Genomic DNA, 20583 nt, shown 5'->3' on the forward strand with positions numbered 1-20583 from the left:
GTCTCGAAGGATGGAAGAAGAAGGGAATCAGTGCGCGTCGGCCGACGGGCCCTTCGGCGGGGCCACCTTGCGCATCAGCGGCACCATCGCCGTGGCGACGACAAAGCACAGGCCAATGGCGAGGAAGGCATCCGCATAGGAAAGCGTCTGCGCTTCGCGATAGGCGAGCAGCCACAACTGATGCAGCGAACCATCGCTGGCGTCATTCGGGTTCTGTCCCAGTTCGGACAGATGACTACTCGCGGTGGCAAGCCAGCCGTTCATGGCTTCGTTGCTGGCGTTGAGTCGCTCGGCCAGGTGATAGAAGTGTTCGTTGGTGCGATCGTTGAGGATGGTCGCGCACACGGCGATACCGATGGCGCCGCCCAGGTTGCGCATGAGATTGAACAGGCCCGAGGCCAGCTTGAGTCGCGCCGGCGCAAGGCCGCCCAGCGTAAGCGTCACCGCCGGCGGCACCGCCAGCTGTTGCGCCATGCCGCGCAAGGCTTGCGGCAACAGCAATTCGCGACTGCTCCAGTCGTGCGTGATCGGCGTGAAGTCCCACATGGAGACAGCGAAGAGCGCCAGGCCAGCCATCATGATCCAGCGCAGGTCGTAGCGTTTCGCCAGGAACGTATACAGCGGGATCGTCATGATCTGGAACACGCCCGTGGAGAACACGGCTTCGCCGATCTGCAGCGCGCTGTATCCGCGAACGCGACCGAGAAACAGCGGCGTCAAGTAGATCGTGGCGAACAGGCCAATGCCGGTCACGAACGAGAAGAAGCTGCCGAGTGCAAAGTTGCGGTCTTTCAGAGCCCGAAGATCCACCACCGGGTGTGCATAGAGAAGACTGCGCGCAATGAAGGCGACACCGGCAATACCCGACAACCAGGCGTTGGTGAGGATCACGCGATCGCTGATCCAGTTCCAGCGCGGGCCTTCTTCCAGCGTGTATTCCAGGCAGCCCAGGAAGATGGCCAAGAGCACCATGCCGAGGTAGTCGGCGTTCTTCAGCAGGGAAAAATCGGGGCGATCGATGTTGACCAGCAACGGCACGGCAACAGTGACGAACACGCCCGGGACAAGATTGATGAAGAACAACCAGTGCCACGACGAGTTGTCCGTGATCCAGCCACCCAGTGTCGGCCCAAGCGTGGGCGCCAGCGATGCGATGGCGCCGATGGTGGCAGCTGCCACCACACGCTGCTTGTTTTCGAAGAAGACGAATGCTGTGGTGAACACCGTCGGGATCATCGAACCGCCGAGAAAACCCTGCAGCGCGCGGAACACGATCATGCTCTGGATATCCCAGGCCGCGCCGCAGAGCATGCTGGTGATGGTGAAACCAGCGGCAGAAACGGCGAACAGCCAGCGCGTGGACATGACGCGGGAAAGCCAGCCCGACAATGGAATCACCACGATTTCCGCGATGAGATAGCTGGTTTGCACCCACGCCGTTTCATCGGTGCCGGCAGAAAGGCCGCCACCGATGTCGCGCAGCGAAGCGGACACGATCTGGATATCCAGCAACGCAATGAACATGCCTACGCACATGGTCGCGAAGGCGAAGACTTTCTGTGCCATCGACAAGGCGGCCGGGTCGATCGGCTCTGCAAACATGCCGCGAGAGGCGATGGCGTTCATGGCGTGGCGGCCTTGGCGCGCGTGTCGACATTGGCCACCACGGAAAGTCCGGGGCGCAGCACGCCCAGGTCGCCGTCGCTCTTGTCCAGCAACACGCGCACGGGCACGCGCTGCACGACTTTGGTGAAGTTGCCTGTGGCATTTTCCGGCGGCAGCACGCTGAATTGCGCACCCGTGGCCGGCGCCAGGCTGGCAAGGTGACCGTGGAACACGCGACCAGGCAGCACGTCGGCGCGAATCTCCACGGGCTGGCCGGCGCTCATGCGGGCGAGCTGGTCTTCCTTGAAGTTGGCATCCACCCACAAGCCATGCGCCGGGACCACGGACAGCAGCTGCGATCCGGCCGGCGCATAGGCGCCGTTGCGTGCGCGGCGGTTGCCAACCACACCGTCCACCGGTGCGCGCAGCTCGGTGTAGCCGAGATTGAGCCTGGCGATATCGCGTTCGGCCTTGGCCTGATCCAGCGCCGCGCGTGCCTGCTGCTTCTGCGATTCGATGACATCGATCTGGCGCTGTGCCGCGATAAGCGAGGCTTGTGCCTTGTCCGAATCGGCACGTGCCGTCTTGAAGGTGGCGTCGGCACGCTGTGCACTTTCGATGGAAACAGCGGCGCGGCTGGACAGATCGCGATAACGCGCTTCGTCATCGCGTGAGCGCTGCGTTTCCGCATCCGCTGCGGCGACACCCGCTTGCGCCTGGCGAATCACGGCTTCCTGCAGCTTTTCATTGGCGTCGAGATTGGCGAGCTGTGCGTTCTCTGCGGCGACAGCGCCTTCGGCCTTGGCCAGCGCGGCACGGTAATCGCGATCGTCGATCTTCACCAGCAGATCGCCGGCATGTACGAACTGGTTGTCCGTCACGGCGACTTGCTGGATATAGCCGGGCACCTTGGGTCCGACGACCGTGACATCGCCGCCGACGTAGGCGTCGTCGGTGTCTTCAAAGAAGCGACCGACGCTCCACCAGTGACCACCGTAGATGACGCCGGCCACGATGGCCGCACCAACGGCAATGCTGAGCAGGCGTTTCTTTCTGTTGCGCGGTGTGGGGTCCACGAGGACCGGGATTTCCGCGCGTTCCGCGGCAGTAGCGACGTTCATGGCAGTGACTCCGGAAGGTTGGGATCGGAAAGGGTCTGGCGCGCCAGCGCGCGCGAATTCCTGAATGCGATGCGCGCCTTCATGCGCTCGCTGGCGGCAGGGCCGGCGCGCATTTCGTGGCGTTCGCGAGTAATGGGTTCGCCCGTGTGGCGATCGATGAGCTGCGGTTCCACCACGTGGCCCGTCTGCCGGTCGACCAGCTCGATGGCTTGTCCTTCGTCGGCAAAGTGGCGATTGCCCCAGGCCATCATGGCCAGCAGCACGGGACGGAAATCGCGGCCGCGCTCGGTAAGCACGTAGTCGTAGCGAAGGGGGCGATTGCAGTAGCGGCGGCGCTCCAACATGCCCACCTCGACCAGCTTGGTCAGCCGGCGACTGAGGATGTTGGGTGCGATGCCCAGGCTGGTCTGGAAGTCGTCAAACCGGCTGAGCCCATAAAAGGCATCGCGAAGGATCAACATGCTCCACCACTCGCCCACGTGGTCGAGCCCGCGGACGATGGGACATGGCGTGTTTTCAGAGCTGCTACGGCGCACGTCGGCGGCCCATCTCATTGAATGATGTGCATCATATAAATGGTAACTTGCGGAATGCAAGTGACTTTTTGTGATGGGACCGTGAAACGGGATGACCGGAAAAAAGTTTCGGGAGCAGCCTTGAAAGGCCGCGCGGCGTCCTTTATATGATTTTCGTCATTTTATGGCTGCAGCACTTCTTCCCCTCTTTCAGGAACCATGCTCATGAAAATCCAAGGCTCAACCGTTCTCGTCACCGGCGCCAATCGCGGTCTCGGCCTCGCCTTCGCGAAGGCGTTCCTCGCTGCCGGCGCGAAGAAGGTTTATGCCGGCGCGCGCGATCCTTCCACCGTCACGTTGCCGGGCGTTGTGCCGGTGAAGCTGGATGTGACGAATGCGAAGGATGTCGCCGCCGCGGCGGTGCTGGCGTCGGACGTCGACATCGTGGTGAACAACGCCGGCATCAACGGACTTCCTTCGGTGCTGGATGCACAAGCCGACGGCAATCTGCGTCACATCATGGAAACGAACCTGTACGGCATTTTCAACGTCAGCCAGGCGTTCGCGCCTGTGTTGAAGAGGAATGGCGGTGGCGCGCTGGTGAACATGCTTTCTGCATTGAGCTGGCTCAGCCTGCCGACCACGGGCGCATATTCGGTATCCAAGGCGGCGGCGTGGGCGCTTACCAACAGCCTTCGCAATGAATTGCGCGAGCAGCACACGCAGGTGCTCGGCATCCACGCGGGCTATATCGATACCGACATGGTCGCCAGCGTCGACGCACCCAAGACCAGCCCGCACGACATCGCCGCACGCACGCTCGAGGCGCTGGAGCGCGGCGATTCGGAAGTGCTTGCGGATGAGACGTCCAGGCAGGTGAAAGCCGGCTTCAACGCCACGCCTGCGGCGTATCTCGGCGGTTGATCGACACCGGCATGACCGGGGCGTGTAGCGCCCCGGTCATGATGGACGGCCGGACGGCCAGCCATTCGGAAGCGAATGGCCAAAAAATAGCGGAACGAGGCGCCCGCAGTACTGGACGAAAAAGCCCGAGGGAGTCAGGCTTACTGTCTCCCCAAGTGCAGGATCGTCCATGAGAACACCAGCCCGTGCCGCCCCGACCTTGCTTGCTGACCTTGGCGGCACCAATGTGCGGTTCGCCCTGGCTGATACGGGCCGTGCCAACCCGCTGATGGACGACAGCGTGCGGCGCTATCGCGTGAAGGACCATGAGTCCCTCGCCGAAGCCATCCGCCAGTACTTCACCGACACCGGCCTGACCGCATCGCGCGCGGTCATCGCGGCCGCCGGTCGCGTGAGCGAAGGCGAGACGGTCAAGGTCACCAACAATCCGTGGCAGGTCGCGGCGCATTCGCTGCAAGCCGAGCTCAACATGGAATCGGTGCACCTGGTGAACGACTTCGCTGCACAGGCGATGGCGGTGCCGCTGCACACGGCGCAACAACTGGCCTCGGTCGGCCCGCAGGCGATGCCGGCATTGGGCACGCGCGATACGCAGACGTTCGTGGTGGTGGGCCCGGGCACCGGCCTGGGCGTCGCCGGCCTGATGCGTCGCGAGGGCCGCTGGATGGTGCTGGAAACCGAAGGTGGTCACGCCGGTTTTGCCGCGCACACGACTGAAGACGTGGAAATCCTGCATCGCCTCAACGATCGCTTCGGCCGCGTTTCCAACGAACGCATGATCTGCGGCAACGGCCTGGTGAATCTCTACCTTGCACTGGCCGACATCGCGGGCCAGCCGCCCGAGGAATACACGCCCGAAGACATCACCGCGCGTGCCGAGGCCGGCTCCGATCCGTTGTGCGTGCGCACGGTGGAAACGCTGGCCGGCATCTTCGGCAGCGTGGCGGGCGACCTGGTGCTGAACCTTGGCGGCTGGGACGGCGTGTTCCTCACCGGCGGCATGCTGCCCATCCTGCTGCCGTGGCTGAAGCACGGCGGTTTCCGCGAACGTTTCGAAGCCAAGGGCCGCTTCCGCGAAACCATGGAACAGGTGCCCACCGTCGCCATGATGCATCCGGACCCGGGCCTGCTCGGCGCCGCAGCACTGGCCGTGCTCGACGCCGGCAAGCCGCTGATGCCCAGCGCCTGACGCCAACCCGAGGCGTCACGTCCGTCCAGCAATAAACGGCGACACGCTCGCGTGTCGCCGCTGCGATCCATGCTGCAGTTCATCAGCCGCATGCCCGACCCACGCGCTTTGCAGTGCTACGCTGTCGTGCCCTCCCCCGACCAGGCGAACCTGCCATGCCACGCGCCGACACCGCGTTCCTGTTCGATCTCGACGGCACTCTTGTCGACAGCGTCTACCAGCACGTACTGGCCTGGAAAGAAGCACTCGACCGCGAAGGCGTGGAGCTTTCCGTGTGGCGCATCCATCGCAAGATCGGCATGAGCGGCGGCCTGTTCGCCAACATCCTGTTGCGCGAAACCGGCATCGAAATCACCGAGGAACGCCTCGCCCGCCTGCGCACCTGGCACGCCGAGGCGTACAACCGCCAGGCGACGCAAGGCTCGGTGCGTCCGCTGCCCGGTGCGCGTGAGCTGCTTGCCTTCCTGACCGACGCCGAGATTCCCTGGGCCATTGCCACCAGCGGTCGCATGACCACCGCAGCTCACAATCTTGAAGCGCTGGGCGTAGACCCGTCGAAGGTGCCGGTGGTGACGCGCGATCAGGTTCGCCACGCCAAGCCCGATCCGGATCTCTTCGTTACCGCCGCGCAGCGACTTGGCGTGGATATCCATTACAGCCTCGTCATTGGCGACAGCATCTGGGACATGCTTGCCGCGCAACGTGCACGCGCACTCGGCGTGGGCCTGCTGTCGGGCGGTTACGGAGAGGAAGAACTGGAAGACGCCGGCGCATTCCGCGTGAATGAAGATCCCGCTGATCTGCTCAAGCACATCGACGAAGTCGTCGCGCGTAGTTGAAGAGCATGCGTTAGCGCAGAAGAAGGACAATGGAGTGAGATGTCTGCCCTCTCACTTCTTGCTCCTTAACTCGCTCCTTATATTTCCTTGCGATTCATCGCCTCGCGGCAGCTTGCGGTTAGTCTCCCAAGTTGATCAGGAAACCAGGAGGCCGACATGCGCCGCTTTCTTGCCATGCTTCCTCTCGCACTGCTCGTGGCGTGCTCACCGGCGTCACCGCCGCCCGACCAGAAGCCACCGCAACCCAAATCCGAAGCAGCCAGTGCACCGGACAACGCGGAACTGGGTTCACCGCAATGGTTCGAGTGGGTCGACGAACGCCTGCAGATCAGCGACGACGGCCATGGCCCCGACCGCGGCTCCGCCGAGTGGAATCGCGCTGTGCAGCACAAGCTGGGACAGGAAGCGCCGCAGTCGCAACCGGGTTCGCCGCAGTGGCAGCAGGCGGTGGATGCGTTGTTGAGGACCAGGCCGGCGATGTAGGGCGGCTGGCTCGCTCAAATCGCTCACGCGGAGCTTGGGGTTAATTGCTTTAAACGAGCGCACCCTGAGGCGTCAGAAAAAGAAACGCTTTCGCGAGCACCCGACCTTTATCCCCTTTTCGGGACTCACCCCAACCCTCTCCCCGAAGGGGAGAGGGAGTAATGCGGCATTAGCCTGGCGCCAGCAGCGCGTCCAGATCGGCCTGATCGAAGCTGAGCTTCTCGCGCGTGCCGCCGCCTTCGAGCACGGCTTCGGCAAGCTCCGCCTTGCGTGCCTTCAGTTCTTCGATGCGCTCTTCCACGGTGCCGCCCGTGATCAGGCGGAATACGAACACCGGCTTGTCCTGCCCGATGCGATGCGCGCGATCGGAGGCCTGTGCCTCGGCTGCCGGGTTCCACCACGGGTCGTAGTGAATCACCGTGTCGGCGGCGGTGAGGTTGAGTCCCACGCCGCCGGCCTTCAGCGACAGCAGGAACAACGGCACCTCACCTTCCTGGAACTGGCGTACCGGCTCGGCGCGATCGCGCGTCTCGCCGGTGAGCGTGACGTACGAGATGCGATGACGATCAAGCTCGTGCGCAATCAGCTTGAGCATTTCGGTGAACTGCGAGAACAGCAGCACCTTGCGGCCTTCCGCAAGCAACGCGGGCAGCATGTCCATCAACAATTCGAACTTCGCCGAATCGCGCACGCCACGTGCCGCCTCCAGTTTCACCAGTCGCGGATCGCAGCACACCTGGCGCAGCTTCAGCAGTGCGTCGAGCACCACGATGCCGCTGTGCGCGATGCCGCGTTGCGCGATAACCTCGCGCAGCTCTTCCGCCAGCGACAAGCGCAGGCTTTCGTAGAGTTCGCGCTGCTTTCCTTCCAGCACCACGCGACGGGTGATTTCCGTCTTGGGCGGCAGTTCGCTTGCCACCTGCGACTTGGTACGACGAAGGATGAACGGCGCAAGGCGACGGTTGAGTCGATCCTGGCAATCCGTGTCGCGATGACGTTCGATCGGCACGCGGTAGTGACGACGGAACGCACCTTCGTCACCGAGCAGACCCGGCACGGAAAGATCCACCTGCGACCACAGCTCGCCCAGATGATTTTCAAGCGGCGTGCCGGTGAGGCAGATGCAACGCGGCGCGCGCAGGCTGAGCACCGCGCGACGCGCCTGCGTACGCGGGTTCTTCACCTGCTGCGCCTCGTCCAGCACGATCAGCGAGAACGGCTGCTTGCGCAGCGACACCACGTCGCGTGGCAACAGTGCGTAGCTGGTGAGAATGACGTCATGCGTGGCGATCTGCGAGAAATCACCGCTGCGTTGCGGACCGTGCAACGCAAGCACACGCAACGCCGGTGCAAAACGCGCCACTTCGGCCAGCCAGTTCGGAATAAGGCTGGTGGGCACGACGACGAGTGCAGGCTCGGTGAGCGCGCCGCTGTCTTTCAATGAAAGCAGATGCGTGATGAGTTGCAGCGTCTTGCCCAGACCCATGTCGTCCGCAAGCACGCCGCCCACGCCGGCTTCGGCGAGCGCATTGAGCCAGCGCAGGCCTTCACGCTGATACGGACGCAGTTCGACGGTAAGGCCTTCGGGCACCGCGTCGCTGGCACGCTCGGCCGCGTCGCGCAGGCGCGCGGTAAAACCGCGCAGCGCGTCCGGGGCTTCGAGTTCGCCGCCGGTGGGCAGCGCTTCCACGATTTCTTCGAGACGACCCGCCTGCACGCGTGGCAGGTGGAGCTTCTTGCGCGGGCGTTCGAGGTATTCGGCCAACGGCGCCAGCAGGCCGCGCAGTTCCTTCAGGCGCACGGGCACGCGGCGGCGCTCGTCGACCGGCGCGTACCACACGGCGTCCTCCGGCTCGTTCGGTACCGGGCTCAGGTTCAACTGATGATCGGCCAGCGCCTGCGCCACGGCGGGCAGCAGGTTGTGGCGCTTGCCTTCCACTTCGATGCCGATTTCCAGATCGAAGGCGTGATCGTCGGTGTCTTCCACCGCGTTGCCGTACCAGCGCACCGGCCCTTCGAGCACTTCGAACGGGAAGCTGGGCGCGTAATCGAGCACGAAGCCTTCCGCTTCCAGCTTGGGGCGAAGCGCCAGCCAGCGTGCCGGCGTGTTCACTTCCAGCGCACCGGCGTAGCCCTTGCCGGGGAACAGCCAGGCGTCATCGGGCAGCGTGTCGGCCAGATCCCAGGGCAGGCCCTCGGTATCCACGCCGGGCGTGAGGCCGGCGCGTTCCAACTGTTCCATGGCGGAGAGTTCTTCCGCACGGCGGCGCGTGATCTCGACCAGGTGACCGTTGCGCACGCGACGCACCAGCGGCTCGCCACCACGGCCAGGCAGGCGCTCGCCTGCGTAGTCGAAGGCGAGGCGCGCATACGCGAGCGGCGGCGTGCCGGCAGCGAGCCGCGCGTGCCGCGTGAGCGCATGCAGGGTCAACACGGGCTTGGGCGCCAGCTCCGCGCGACGCATTTCGCCCAGCACCTGCGGCAGCGGCAGGCGATGCGAAAGACGGCTGGTGGGCAACACGTCGCGCAGGGTCTGGCTGTACTCGTGTTTCAGCGGCGGAAGATCAAGCCACGATGTTTCTTCGATGGGTGCATCGAGGTGCCCCATCTCCGCGCGCTCGGCATCGAGGTACCAGAGGGCATCGATGCGCAGCACGCGATGGTTGGCCGGCATGCAGGGCAGCAGCCGCTGGCTGCCGTCGTTCTCCAGATGCCACTGCCAGTTGAGCTGATGCCCCTTGCCGCGCGACAGGCGCAAGCCGGCAAGGCCGCCGAGGAAGCACGGCGTGGTGTCGAGGATCTCGGCCAGTAGCGCATCGCCAACGTGACCCGCGAGGCGCGCGTAGCTGCGGCTCTTGCGCAAGGTCTGCGGCAAGCCAAGCACCGTGGCGGCGAGGCGTTGCTCGTGCGGCTGCAGCGGCTGTTGCGAGAGATGTTTGCTGTCCAGCGGTGCGGGGCGCACGTAACGCCCCTGTTCGGCCATCGCCAGCAGCACGGGCGCGATGTCCACGTGTGCGTAGGGCTGACCTTCTTCGGGCACCACGTCCACGAAGAAGCCGAGCACCAGCGGCTCGGGCGGCACTGCCGGCGTGGGCGCGGCCAGCAGCTTGCGCCAGACGCCAGGCAGCGGCTCGCCGACGCTGTCGTCGCGTTGCGTGGTCAGACGGTCGTGCCGTTTATCGTCCGGTGACTGCATGCGCATTCGGTCCGCTAGGGCGACCAAAAGATTCAGCTTAGCAAGGCTCTAGCAGATGTGCGCGTCTCAGCCTCCGGTTTTTTCAAACCGGAGGAGAGCGTCTTCAGGAGAGCATTCAGCGTGAACGAACGGCGCGATGGACCAAAGGCTCAAGCGGGCGGCGTGAAGAGGCCCCGGGGATATTCAGGCTTCTGCTCGCGGCTCATCAGCCTCTTGAGCCCTTCCGCGGGCGTCACTTCGCCATGCAGCACCGCACGCACGCCGCTGCTGATGGGCAGATCCAGCCCATGCTTGGCGGCCAGGCGAGCGACTTCGTCGGCCGTGAGCACGCTTTCGACCACCTGGCCGATCTCGCGAACGGCGTCGTCAATGGCCTTGCCACGTCCCAGCGCCAGGCCGAGACGGCGATTGCGCGACAGGTCACCCGTGCAGGTAAGCACCAGGTCGCCCAGTCCGGCGAGACCCATCAGGGTTTCCGGGCGGGCACCCAGCGCCACGCCAAGGCGGAGCATTTCGTTCATGCCGCGCGTGATGAGACCCGCGCGCGCATTCAGGCCCAGATCCATGCCGTCGGCCACACCCGTGGCCACCGCCAGCACGTTCTTCATGGCGCCACCGAGTTCCGCGCCCAGCACGTCGTTGCCCGAGTAAGCGCGGAAGTTCGACGCGTGCAGTATCTGCGCCAGCTCGTGGCCGAAGGCTTCGTCTTCCGAATGCACGGTGACGGCACTGGGCATGCCCGAGGCCACTTCCTTGGCGAAGGAAGGGCCGGTGACGACGGCCGCCGGACGGTCCGGGAAGCGCTCGGCCACCAGTTCGTGCAGGAAACGGCCGGTGCCGGGCTCGAAGCCCTTGGTGGCCCACGCGATGCGGGCGCCGGGTTCCAGGTACGGCTTCATCTCCTCGAGAATCGAGGCGAAGGCGTGACTGGGCACCACGATCAGCACCACCTGGGCGCCGCGCAGCGCAGCGACCAGGTCGGGTTCGTACGTGAGTTCGGCCGGCAGCTCGATGTCGGGCAGGTAGCGCTGGTTGCAACGGGTTTGCTCCATTGCCTTCAGCGCAGCCGCGTCCCGTCCCCACAGGCGGGTGGGGACGTGATTGCGGGCCGCCAGGGCCGCCAGCGCGGTGCCCCAGGAACCCGCACCGAGGACGGCCAGGGTTGGACGCTCAACCATGAGCAGACCCTTGGATTAGCTGTTGAGCGTCGGCGCGGCACTGCCGCTGAGGATGCGACGCTGCTGTTCAGCGTAGAGCGCATCGAAATTGATCGGCTGCAGCAGGAACGGCGGGAAGCCGCCTTCCAGCACCAGCGACGACAGCATCTGGCGGGCATACGGGAACAGCAGGTTCGGGCAGTAGCTGTTCAGCACGCCAGCCTGGTCTTCTTCCGAGAAACCAGCAATGCCGAACACGCCGGCCTGGTGCACTTCGGCCAGATAGGCGGTGCGCTCGCCCAGCGAGCAGGTCAGCGTGAGGCTGAGCACCACTTCGAACATGTCGTTGCCGAGGTCGGTGGACTTCTGGCCCAGGTTCAGCTGGACCTGCGGCTGCAGGTCGGTCTCGCCTACATCCTGGAAGATCTGCGGGGCGTTGGGCGCCTCGTAGGACACGTCCTTGATGTAAATCTTCTGCAGGACCAGCTGCGGCTGGCCGGCCTGGCCGTTGGCGGAGACGTCTGCCATGGGGTATTCCTCTTAAGTGTTCGGTGCGTGAAAACGCAAAGGGTTTGATTGTTCCATACATCCCCGCGGCCTGCCATGCGCCCGAGGCCCGAAAGTGAGCAAATATTGCGCACCGACCTGTTTTTCTGGGAGAATAGCCGGCTCGACCATGCCGACCCGGTCTTCCGGGCACGTCCGCAACGCGATGCGGCCCTCACGGCAGACGCGAAAAGCTCCATCTCCAGCATCGCGTGGCCTTGTGCCGCTGGGCCGATGCCGCCCTGGCTAACGGGTGGCAAACGCGCCCCAGGGCGCCTACACAGGAGGTCATCATGGCCCGTATTTGCCAAGTCACCGGAAAGGGTGTGCAGACTGGTAACAACGTCTCGCACGCTAACAACAAAACCCGTCGCCGCTGGTTGCCGAACCTGCATGAGCGCCGCTTCTGGGTCCCGAGCGAGAACCGCTGGGTGAAGCTGCGCGTTTCCAACCACGCCCTGCGCACCATCGACAAGAACGGCATCGAGTCCGTCCTCGCCGACCTGCGCGCCCGCGGCGAAAAGATCTGAGGATTAAGCCATGGCTAACAGCAAGCAAGACAAGATCCGCCTGATCTCTTCGGCCGGCACCGGCCACTTCTACACCACGCAGAAGAACAAGAAGAACACCCCGGAAAAGTTCGAGTTCAAGAAGTACGATCCGGTGGTTCGCAAGCACGTGATCTACAAGGAAGGCAAGATCAAGTAAGCCCTCGGGTTTACTGATGCTTACCACGAAAAACCCGCCGAAAGGCGGGTTTTTTTGTTTCTGCGTTGGGAAAAAATCGGACGAACGCTTTCGCGAAACGCCGCCATGTCGGGCCTTGGCTCTTTGCCCTTCGCTCTTCGCTCTTCGCTCTTCGCTCTTCGCTCTTTGCTCTTTGCCCTTTGCTCTTTGCCCTTTGCTCTTCGCTCTTCGCTCTTCGCTTTTCGCTTTTCGCTTTTCGCTTTGGCTTCTAGCTCTTCCGGGCCCCGTATGACAGCGGCGTGCGGGTGGAGGACCAGCCCGAAGGGTGGCTGGCATGGATGCCAGCCAGTTTGTCGTCAGGGCAGGATGCCCTGTCGACAAACCCCGTAACCCGTACGCGAACCTGGAGGCCGAAGGCCGGAAGGCGCGTCATCCGGGGTGCCCTTCTCTTTGGTTACTTTCTCTTGGGCAAGCAAGAGAAAGTGACCCGGCCTCCGGCAGGAGGTCGGAAGCCCGCGGCATGCGAGCCAGGTTGTGGGATCGCCGCATAAGAGCGACCGACTAAACAATGACGACCCAGCGCAAAGTCACTGGATCCCGGCCTGCGCCGGGATGACGGCTAAAAAATGAAACGTTGAGGCGAGCACCCGCCCCTCACCCCAGCCCTCTCCCCGGCGGGGAGAGGGAGCAGAGCGTTAGGCCGCTCGGCGTCATCGCACACCCAAAAAAAAAACGACAAGCGAAAAAAAGCCCGCCAGATGGCGGGCTTTTTCTTTCAGCTGGTGAACACCGATCAGGCGTTCGCCGCCACCGAATAACTCTTCAGGCGGCCCGCGAATTCCTGCAGTGCACGAATGCCACTCTGCTCAGCCTCGGCGATCCACTGCTGCAGGCCCTTCAGCGCCTGATCCGCACCACGCTGCTCCATCAGGGCAGCCAGGCGATTGCGGAAATCACACACGGTGCTGAGCGTCGGGCGCTTGGCCAGCACGGCCTGCATGCGGTCACGGCCTTCGTTGTCCAGCCAGCGGCCGCCGTCGGCCAGCGCAAGGCGCATGCGGCGCGGCACCGACTTGATGCTCTCGCCGGCGTGCTGCGCTTCGTCGCGCAGGGTCGGCGTGATCACGTTGCGGTAGTAGTCGGTCATCGCGGCGAAGCGGTGGGTGAGCACGCCCTTGAGCGTCTCGGCATCCGGCAGGTGCACGTTCGGGCGGACGTCGAGCGTCGGCGCCACGCGCAGCACCTTGGCAAGGCCGACCGCGCGCAGGACGCAGATGGCAGCCCAGCCAATGTCGAACTCCCACTTGCGCAGCGCGAACTTGGCCGAGCTGGGGAAGGCGTGGTGGTTGTTGTGCAGCTCTTCGCCACCGATCCAGAAACCCCACGGAATGAGGTTGCGCGCGGTGTCGGCGCTTTCGAAGTTGCGGTAGCCCCACCAGTGGCCGATACCGTTGACGAAGCCGGCCGCCCAGAACGGGATCCAGATCATCTGCACGGCCCACAGGGCAGCACCGATCACGCCGAACAGGGCGAGGTTGATGATGAGCATCAACGCCGGGCCCCAGTACGGGTGGGCGGAGTAAAGCTTGCGCTCGATCAGGTCGTCGGGGGTGCCGCGACCGTACTTCTCGAGGTCTTCCTTCACTTCGCTGGCGTCGCGGTACAGCGACACGCCGTCCCAGAACACCTTCTTGATGCCGTAGATCTGCGGGCTGTGCGGATCTTCCTCGGTCTCGACCTTGGCATGGTGCTTGCGGTGCACCGCCACCCACTCCTTGGTGACCATGCCCGTGGTGAGCCAGCCCCAGAAGCGGAAGAAGTGCGAGATGGACCAGTGCAGATCCACGCCACGGTGGGTCTGGCAGCGGTGCAGATACAGCGTCACCGTGAAGATGGTGAGCTGCGTCATCGCCAGCATGTAGATGAGCATGGTGCCCCAGCCGGCGTGCGTGAGGCCGTTGGAGAGGAAGTTAAGTACTGCGTCGAGCATGGGAAGCACCCAGGTGTATGAAAATTCAGTCTAAACGAGGGGTTTCCGTACCCGCCAGCATGGACCAGCAAAATATTGTCGCACTCATTTGCGGCAGCGACGTTAATGTGCTGTAGCGCCCATTCGACGGCCCCACCCCGTTGTGTGAAGTTGGGGGCCCCGTGACAATCATGCAATGACCGCGCCTACTCCCGTTCTGGAACTGGATCACATCACCCGACATCGCGCGGGCCGACCCGCCGTGGCGGATCTCAGCCTGACGCTGGACGCGGGACAGGTACTGGGTTTGCTGGGCGTCAACGGCGCCGGCAAGAGCACCACGCTGGCGATGATCGCCGGTGCGCTGACACCCGATAGCGGCGCCATCCGGCTGAACGGCAGGGACTTCATCGAACACCCGGAACTGGCGCAGCGCGGCATCGGCTGGCTGCCGGAACGTGCCCCTTTGTGGCCGGAACTGACAGTGCTGGAACATCTGGACGCCCACGGGCGCCTGCGTGGCCTGGGCGGCGCGGCGCTGGCCAAGGCGCGCCAGCGCATCGTGGAACGACTGGAACTTGGCGCGCTTTCGCGTCGATTGGCCGGCGTGTTGTCGCAGGGCCAGCGCCAGCGCCTGGGCCTGGCCTGCGCGTTGCTGCATCAGCCGTCGCTGCTGGTGCTGGATGAACCGGCCAACGCGCTCGATCCGGTGCAGGTGGCGTCGCTTCGCGCGGTGATACGCGAGCAGGCAGCTGCAGGCACCGCGGTCATCCTTTCCACGCACCTGCTGGCGGAAGTCACCGCGGCCTGCGACCGCGTGGCCATCCTGCACGAAGGCAGGCTGCGTCATGACGCCGCCATTGCCGGTGACGATCACAAGATGCTCGAACAGACCTTCTTCGATATCGCCATGCGAGGCGACGGGAACAACGACAAGGTGCAGGCCGCATGAGTGTGTTCGCCGTGACGCGGCTGGAGCTGCGCCGCCTGTTTGTCCGTCCGCTCGCCTGGGTGCTCGCCGCGTTGACGCTGGCGCAGCTGGCGTGGCGTTTCACGTTGCTGCTTGGTGGCTTTCTCGCGGGACAGATCAAGCTGGCGGCCCTGCCCGGCGGTCCCGGTTACACGGACCTGGTGGGCGTGCCGATGCTCAGCAGCATTCTCACCGGCGGCATCCTGCCGTTCGGCGTGGTGGAGCTGGCGCTGGTGATCGTGCCGCTGCTCACCATGTCCACGCTGGCTGGTGAACGCAGCAACGGCACGTTGCCGTTGTGGTTCTCCGCCGGCCTGCCCGCCTCGCGCATCGTGCTTGGCAAATACCTCGCGCTGATGCTTTGGCTGGTGCTGTGGCTGGCCATCGCACTCGCCATGCCGTTGAGTCTTTCGCACGGCATCACCCTGGACTGGGGCAAGCTGGGCGCCGCGGCGCTCGGTACGTTGCTGACGCTCGCCGCGCTCGCGGCGATTGGCATGGCCAGTTCCGCCTACGCTTCCCACGCATCCATCGCCGCCACCATCGCACTCACCATCGGCCTGGCGCTTGCGGGCATGAACATCGCTGCGCAGAAGGCAGGTGCGAGCGATGGCGTGTTCAATTGGCTGGCGCTCAGCAGCCATCTGGAAAACATGTTGCGCGGACTGGTGTCGACCGCCGACGTCGCCTGGTTCCTGATCCTCATCGTGGTGGCGCTTGCACTCGCCACGCAACGACTCGCCGCTGAAAAGGAGCGTGGCTGATGGCGCGCTTCTTCCGGCACGTGAATGGATGGCTATTTGCGCTGGGCCTGTTGCTGGCCGCTGGCGCGGTGGGCTACCTCACCACGCGGCACGCGAGTGTCGGCGACTGGACGTTCGGCGGCCGTGCGAGCCTTTCCGCCGAGAGCCGCGCCGTGCTGGCCACGCTGCACGGCCCGGTGGAGATCGTCAGCTACGCCAATCCACAGGGCGATCTGCGCCATACCGTGTCCGGCTTTGTCGAACGCTACCAGCGTGCGAAGCCGGACCTGACGCTGCGCTTCGTCGATCCACAGCAGGACCCGGCGGCGATGCGCGAACTGGGCATCACGGTGGATGGTGCCCTGATCCTGCATTACCAGGGCCGCGAGCAGCGCCTCGACGAATTGAACGAGCGCGCGCTCACCAATGCGCTGGAGCGTCTTGCACGCGGCGGCGAACGCATCGTCGCGTTCGTTTCAGGTGACGGCGAGCGACGCCCGGTCGACAAGGGCAACGCCGACCTCGGCACGTTCATGGCGCAGCTGGAAGGCCGCGGCATGCGCGCAGTGCCGCTGAACTTCGCGCAGGTCACGTCGGTGCCGCAGCACACGGATCTGGTGGTGCTCGCCAGCCCCGAGCTCGCGCTGCCCGATGGCGCGGTGAAGGCATTGACGGACTACGTGGCCAACGGCGGCAACCTGCTGTGGCTGAGCGAGCCGACCAACGACGACCTGCATCTGGAACCGCTCGCCGATGCGCTGGGCATTCGCGTCCTTCCCGGCGTGCTGGTGGATGGACAGGGGGCTGCCTTGGGCCTGAAGGACCCGCGCATGCTGGCGCTGGGCGATTACCCGCAGCATGCGATCACGCGCGGCTTTCAGTTGACCACGTTGTTCCCCCAGGTTTCCGCGCTGGCCATGGCCGCGCGTACCGACTGGAAAGTGGCGCCCTTTCTTCGCTCCAGCGCGCAGAGCTGGACGGAGTTCAAGCCCATCGACAACGCGCAGGCGTCCACCATCCAGTACGACGCCAGCGCGGGCGAGTTGAAGGGCCCGCTGGATTTCGGTTTTGCGCTGAGCCGCCTCTCGCCGAGTCCCGACAAGGCCGAGCAGCGCGTGGTGGTGATTGGTGACGGCGATTTCCTTTCCAACACGTTCCTCGGCAACGGCGGCAACCGCGCGCTGGGCGAACGCATCTTCGACTGGTTGCTGGGTGACGATGCACTGGTGAACCTGCCGCCGCGTGGCGCGCCGGATCGCGTGCTGCAGATCACTCAGGCGCAGCTGAGCGTCGTGACGCTCGGCTTTCTCATCGTGTTGCCGTTGCTGTTGCTGATCATCGGCGGCTTCATCGTGTGGCGCCGTCGCCGGGCATGAAGCGCGCAGCGAAGCAGCGCCTGGGCATCGCTGCAGGCGTGGTCGTGCTGCTGGCGCTGGCCGGCTGGCAGTGGCAGCAGGATCGTGCGCAGGCACCGGGCACGCTGCTGAAGCTCGCACCCGGGGCCATCAGCCGCGTGGCGCTGGCCATCGGCAGCGCACCGACCGAACACTTCGAGCGACGCGACGGCCACTGGTGGCGCACGGACGGCACGCCCGTGCGTGCCGACGACGGGCGCCTCGGCGAACTGACCGACACGGCCAGCGCCGCCGTGCTGAGCTGGCGCCCTGCCAGTGACTTCGACCCGGCCCGTATTGGACTGGCATCGCCCGTGGCCGTGCTGACCCTGGACGATCAACGGCTGGAGTTCGGCGAGACCTCGGTCACCGGCCCGCAGCGCTATGTGCGCGTGGGCGATCGCGTAGCACTGGTGCCCGTGCGTTACACGCCACGACTGGCCACGTCGGAAAGCCGCACGCTGCAGGCCGGCAAGGACCAGTAACTGGCCGGCGTCGGTTTTCGCCCGCTGTGGCGCGCCTTCACCCCATTCTTCACCCGAAAGCGTACCTTGCACCGTCTCCCTGACTCCCCATATGGGATTCATTCCTCGACTGGAGCGATGACATGAGCAAGCAGGCGATCGGCGTAGTGGGCATGGCAGTGATGGGCAGCAACCTTGCCCTGAACATTGAAAGTCGCGGCCATGCCGTGTCGATCTTCAACCGGCATCGTGATCGCACCGACGAAGTCGTGACGCAGAATCCCGGCAAGAAACTCGTTCCCACGTACACGCTGGAAGAGTTCGTCGATTCGCTGGAAAAGCCGCGCCGCATCCTGCTGATGGTGAAGGCCGGCGAACCTACCGACGCCACGCTGGCGCAGCTCAAGCCGCTGCTGGACAAGGGCGACATCGTCATCGACGGCGGCAACACGTTCTTCAAGGACACCATGCGCCGCGAGAGCGAGATGAGCTCGGCCGGCCTGCACTTCATCGGCACCGGCGTGTCCGGCGGCGAAGAGGGTGCGCTGCACGGCCCCTCGATCATGCCGGGCGGCCCGCGCGAAGCGTATGACCTGGTGGCGCCCATCCTTACCGAGATCGCCGCTCGCGCCCCCGACGGCGATCCCTGCGTGGCCTACATGGGCCCGAACGGCGCCGGCCACTACGTGAAGATGGTGCACAACGGCATCGAATACGGCGACATGCAGCTCATCGCCGAAAGCTATTGGGTACTGCACAACGTGCTGGGCCTTTCCAACGACGAACTCGCCGAGGTGTACGCCGATTGGAACAAGGGTGAGCTGGACAGCTACCTGATCAGCATCACCGCCGACATCTTCACCAAGAAGGACAAGGACACCGGCAAGGCGATGGTCGACATCATCCTCGACCGCGCCGCACAGAAAGGCACCGGCAAGTGGACCAGCCAGAGCGCGCTCGATCTCGGCGTGCCGCTTCCCCTGATCACCGAGTCGGTGTTCGCGCGTTTGCTTTCGGCGCTCAAGGACGAACGCGTCGCCGCCAGCAAGGTGCTGAAGGGGCCCGCGTCATCAAAGTTCAACGGTGACCGCAAGGCGTTCATCGAATCCGTGCGCCGCGCGCTGTACCTGAGCAAGATCGTCTCCTATGCGCAGGGCTTCGCACAGTTGCGTGCGGCCTCCGACGAATACCAGTGGAATCTGCCGTACGGCACGATTGCACGCATCTTCCGCGCCGGCTGCATCATTCGCGCGCGTTTCCTGCAGAAGATCACCGACGCATACGAACGCGATGCGCAGCTGAAGAACCTGCTGCTCGATCCGTACTTCCGCGATATCGCCACCGAATACCAGGGCGCCTTGCGTGATGTGGTCTCGGCGGCGGTCCAGGCCGGCGTTCCGGTGCCGTGCTTCTCTTCCGCCATTGCCTACTACGACGGTTACCGCGCCGAGCAGCTGCCGGCGAACCTGATCCAGGCGCAGCGCGATTACTTTGGCGCGCATACGTTCGAGCGCGTGGACAAGGAAGGCAGCTTCCATAACGACTGGGGTTGAGCGGGCCGCTAACGCCTCGCCATGTTCGCGCGGCGCGCTGGAGCGCATCGGTCGCGCCCAAGCGCGCTCCTACAGGAGCATCGGTTTTATGTAGGAGCGCACTGGGGCGCGACAACAATGCTCACGGTAGCGACCGCCGACCTCTGAAACGAATCATCGAGACGCGCAGTGCCCGAACTACCCGAAGTCGAAACCACCCGCCGCGGCATTGCTCCGCATCTGATCGGACGACGCGTCACCTCCGTGACACTGCGTCGTCCCGATCTGCGCTGGCCGATCCCGCCGGAAATCAGCTCGCAATTGCCAGGCCAGCGCATCGATGCCGTCGAGCGCCGGGCGAAATATCTGTTGCTGCACACACAAGTGGGCAGCGCCCTGCTGCACCTGGGCATGACCGGCGTATTACGCGTGCTCCCGCCTGATGCGCTGGTGGGCAAGCATGATCATGTCGACATCGCCCTCGAACCCACCGCAACGGAAGGGCCGCGCGTGCTTCGCTTCACCGATGCCCGCCGTTTCGGCAGCCTGCTGTGGCAGCCCGCAGGCGAAACACACGAACTGCTGGCTGACCTGGGGCCCGAACCGCTAACCGATGATTTCGACGGCGACCTGCTGTGGGGCCTGTCGCGCGGACGCACCGCGGCGGTGAAGTTGTTCCTGATGGACAACGCCATCGTGGTTGGCGTGGGCAATATCTATGCAAGTGAAGCGTTGTTCGCCGCGGGCATTGATCCCCGCAAACCTGCGGGCTCCATTTCACGCGCGCGCTATGCGCGACTCGCTGCTGAAGTGAAACGCATCCTGGCGTGGGCAATTGAGCGAGGCGGAACGACGTTGCGGGATTTCATCAACCCCGATGGTGCGCCGGGCTACTTCTTTCGCGAGTTGCAGGTGTATGGGCGTGAGGGGGAGCCGTGTCGGGTGTGTGGAACGGCGATCAGGCAGGTGGTGTTGGGGCAGAGGTCGACGTTTTGGTGTCCGCGGTGTCAGAAGTAGTGGGATAAAAGGGGTGGGTGTTTACGGTAGATCTTCGTTTTTCTTGCCTTAGCTTCTTGAAGGTTTTGCGCTTCAGCCTTCGCGCTCTCAAAAGCCTTCGGTACCCCCTCACCGTCACTCCCGCGAAGGCGGGAGTCCAGTGACTTCGCTTTTGTTTTTTGCGTTTTTGGTCGTTCGCAACTTCGAGCGCGTCCGCGATCTGGCCGCTCACGCCGCGGCGGCGTTTCGATCG

General features: G+C 64.5%; 19 protein-coding genes. 12 read left to right on the top strand and 7 right to left on the bottom strand.

Features of this window, described 5'->3' with window-relative positions; genetic code table 11:
* Nucleotides 1-27: 27 nt before the first annotated feature.
* Genes DK366_RS18720 through DK366_RS18730 form a run of 3 tightly spaced genes read right to left on the bottom strand, consistent with a single transcriptional unit; the run spans nucleotide 28 to nucleotide 3280 of the window.
* The gene (locus DK366_RS18720) at nucleotides 28-1626 is read right to left on the bottom strand and encodes a DHA2 family efflux MFS transporter permease subunit (protein ID WP_109127075.1); all 1599 of its coding nucleotides are present in this window, start codon (nucleotides 1624-1626) and stop codon (nucleotides 28-30) included.
* A complete protein-coding gene (locus DK366_RS18725) occupies nucleotides 1623-2726 on the bottom strand; it encodes an HlyD family secretion protein (protein WP_109127076.1) in 1104 nt (367 codons plus the stop codon). Before DK366_RS18725 ends, DK366_RS18720 begins: the two co-directional genes overlap by 4 nt.
* Nucleotides 2723-3280 (bottom strand): helix-turn-helix domain-containing protein, encoded by a 558-nt coding sequence (locus tag DK366_RS18730; protein ID WP_255412621.1) that lies wholly within the window; start codon nucleotides 3278-3280, stop codon nucleotides 2723-2725. Before DK366_RS18730 ends, DK366_RS18725 begins: the two co-directional genes overlap by 4 nt.
* A gap of 186 nt (nucleotides 3281-3466) precedes the next feature.
* Here DK366_RS18730 and DK366_RS18735 point away from each other — a divergent pair, with 186 nt between their 5' ends.
* From DK366_RS18735 to DK366_RS18750, 4 genes are all read left to right on the top strand, one after another.
* A complete protein-coding gene (locus DK366_RS18735) occupies nucleotides 3467-4165 on the top strand; it encodes an SDR family oxidoreductase (protein WP_109127077.1) in 699 nt (232 codons plus the stop codon).
* Between the two features lie 169 nt (nucleotides 4166-4334).
* Nucleotides 4335-5354, top strand: a complete 1020-nt coding sequence (gene glk, locus DK366_RS18740) for a glucokinase (RefSeq protein WP_109127078.1) — start codon at nucleotides 4335-4337, stop codon at nucleotides 5352-5354.
* A 155-nt stretch (nucleotides 5355-5509) separates the two neighbouring features.
* Entirely contained in the window at nucleotides 5510-6193 is a 684-nt protein-coding gene (locus DK366_RS18745) for an HAD family hydrolase (RefSeq protein ID WP_109127079.1), read from the top strand.
* 156 nt (nucleotides 6194-6349) lie between these two features.
* On the top strand, nucleotides 6350-6676 hold the full coding sequence (locus tag DK366_RS18750; RefSeq protein WP_109127080.1) for a hypothetical protein: 327 nt from the start codon (nucleotides 6350-6352) through the stop codon (nucleotides 6674-6676).
* A 169-nt stretch (nucleotides 6677-6845) separates the two neighbouring features.
* Here DK366_RS18750 and DK366_RS18755 read toward each other — a convergent pair whose 3' ends face one another.
* The 3 genes from DK366_RS18755 to secB form a co-directional block, all read right to left on the bottom strand.
* Nucleotides 6846-9872, bottom strand: coding sequence for a DEAD/DEAH box helicase (locus DK366_RS18755; protein WP_109127105.1), 3027 nt, complete (start codon nucleotides 9870-9872; stop codon nucleotides 6846-6848).
* A 149-nt stretch (nucleotides 9873-10021) separates the two neighbouring features.
* Entirely contained in the window at nucleotides 10022-11050 is a 1029-nt protein-coding gene (locus DK366_RS18760; protein WP_109127081.1) for an NAD(P)H-dependent glycerol-3-phosphate dehydrogenase, read from the bottom strand.
* A gap of 15 nt (nucleotides 11051-11065) precedes the next feature.
* On the bottom strand, nucleotides 11066-11557 hold the full coding sequence (gene secB / locus DK366_RS18765) for a protein-export chaperone SecB (RefSeq protein WP_109127082.1): 492 nt from the start codon (nucleotides 11555-11557) through the stop codon (nucleotides 11066-11068).
* A gap of 311 nt (nucleotides 11558-11868) precedes the next feature.
* Between secB and rpmB the strand changes: the two genes are divergently transcribed.
* Nucleotides 11869-12105, top strand: a complete 237-nt coding sequence (gene rpmB, locus DK366_RS18770; protein WP_109127083.1) for a 50S ribosomal protein L28 — start codon at nucleotides 11869-11871, stop codon at nucleotides 12103-12105.
* A 10-nt stretch (nucleotides 12106-12115) separates the two neighbouring features.
* Entirely contained in the window at nucleotides 12116-12283 is a 168-nt protein-coding gene (gene rpmG / locus DK366_RS18775; RefSeq protein ID WP_008211962.1) for a 50S ribosomal protein L33, read from the top strand.
* A gap of 772 nt (nucleotides 12284-13055) precedes the next feature.
* Here the strand turns inward: rpmG and DK366_RS18785 are convergent.
* Entirely contained in the window at nucleotides 13056-14252 is a 1197-nt protein-coding gene (locus DK366_RS18785; protein WP_109127085.1) for a fatty acid desaturase, read from the bottom strand.
* Between the two features lie 175 nt (nucleotides 14253-14427).
* Here DK366_RS18785 and DK366_RS18790 point away from each other — a divergent pair, with 175 nt between their 5' ends.
* The 6 genes from DK366_RS18790 to mutM all read left to right on the top strand — a co-directional run bounded on the left by DK366_RS18790 (nucleotide 14428) and on the right by mutM (nucleotide 20351).
* The gene (locus tag DK366_RS18790) at nucleotides 14428-15183 is read left to right on the top strand and encodes an ABC transporter ATP-binding protein (protein ID WP_109127086.1); all 756 of its coding nucleotides are present in this window, start codon (nucleotides 14428-14430) and stop codon (nucleotides 15181-15183) included.
* Nucleotides 15180-15965, top strand: a complete 786-nt coding sequence (locus tag DK366_RS18795; protein ID WP_109127087.1) for an ABC transporter permease subunit — start codon at nucleotides 15180-15182, stop codon at nucleotides 15963-15965. The genes DK366_RS18790 and DK366_RS18795 overlap by 4 nt, the downstream gene beginning before the upstream one ends.
* A complete protein-coding gene (locus DK366_RS18800; RefSeq protein ID WP_109127088.1) occupies nucleotides 15965-17320 on the top strand; it encodes a DUF4350 domain-containing protein in 1356 nt (451 codons plus the stop codon). Before DK366_RS18795 ends, DK366_RS18800 begins: the two co-directional genes overlap by 1 nt.
* Nucleotides 17317-17823 (top strand): hypothetical protein, encoded by a 507-nt coding sequence (locus DK366_RS18805; protein ID WP_109127106.1) that lies wholly within the window; start codon nucleotides 17317-17319, stop codon nucleotides 17821-17823. Before DK366_RS18800 ends, DK366_RS18805 begins: the two co-directional genes overlap by 4 nt.
* Nucleotides 17824-17945: 122 nt before the next feature.
* The gene (gndA, locus tag DK366_RS18810) at nucleotides 17946-19355 is read left to right on the top strand and encodes an NADP-dependent phosphogluconate dehydrogenase (RefSeq protein ID WP_109127089.1); all 1410 of its coding nucleotides are present in this window, start codon (nucleotides 17946-17948) and stop codon (nucleotides 19353-19355) included.
* Between the two features lie 168 nt (nucleotides 19356-19523).
* Complete coding sequence (gene mutM / locus DK366_RS18815; protein WP_109127090.1) at nucleotides 19524-20351, top strand: bifunctional DNA-formamidopyrimidine glycosylase/DNA-(apurinic or apyrimidinic site) lyase; 828 nt, start codon at nucleotides 19524-19526, stop codon at nucleotides 20349-20351.
* Nucleotides 20352-20583 lie beyond the last annotated feature (232 nt).

This window comes from Dyella sp. C11, assembly GCF_003121485.1.
Classification (GTDB): domain Bacteria; phylum Pseudomonadota; class Gammaproteobacteria; order Xanthomonadales; family Rhodanobacteraceae; genus Dyella.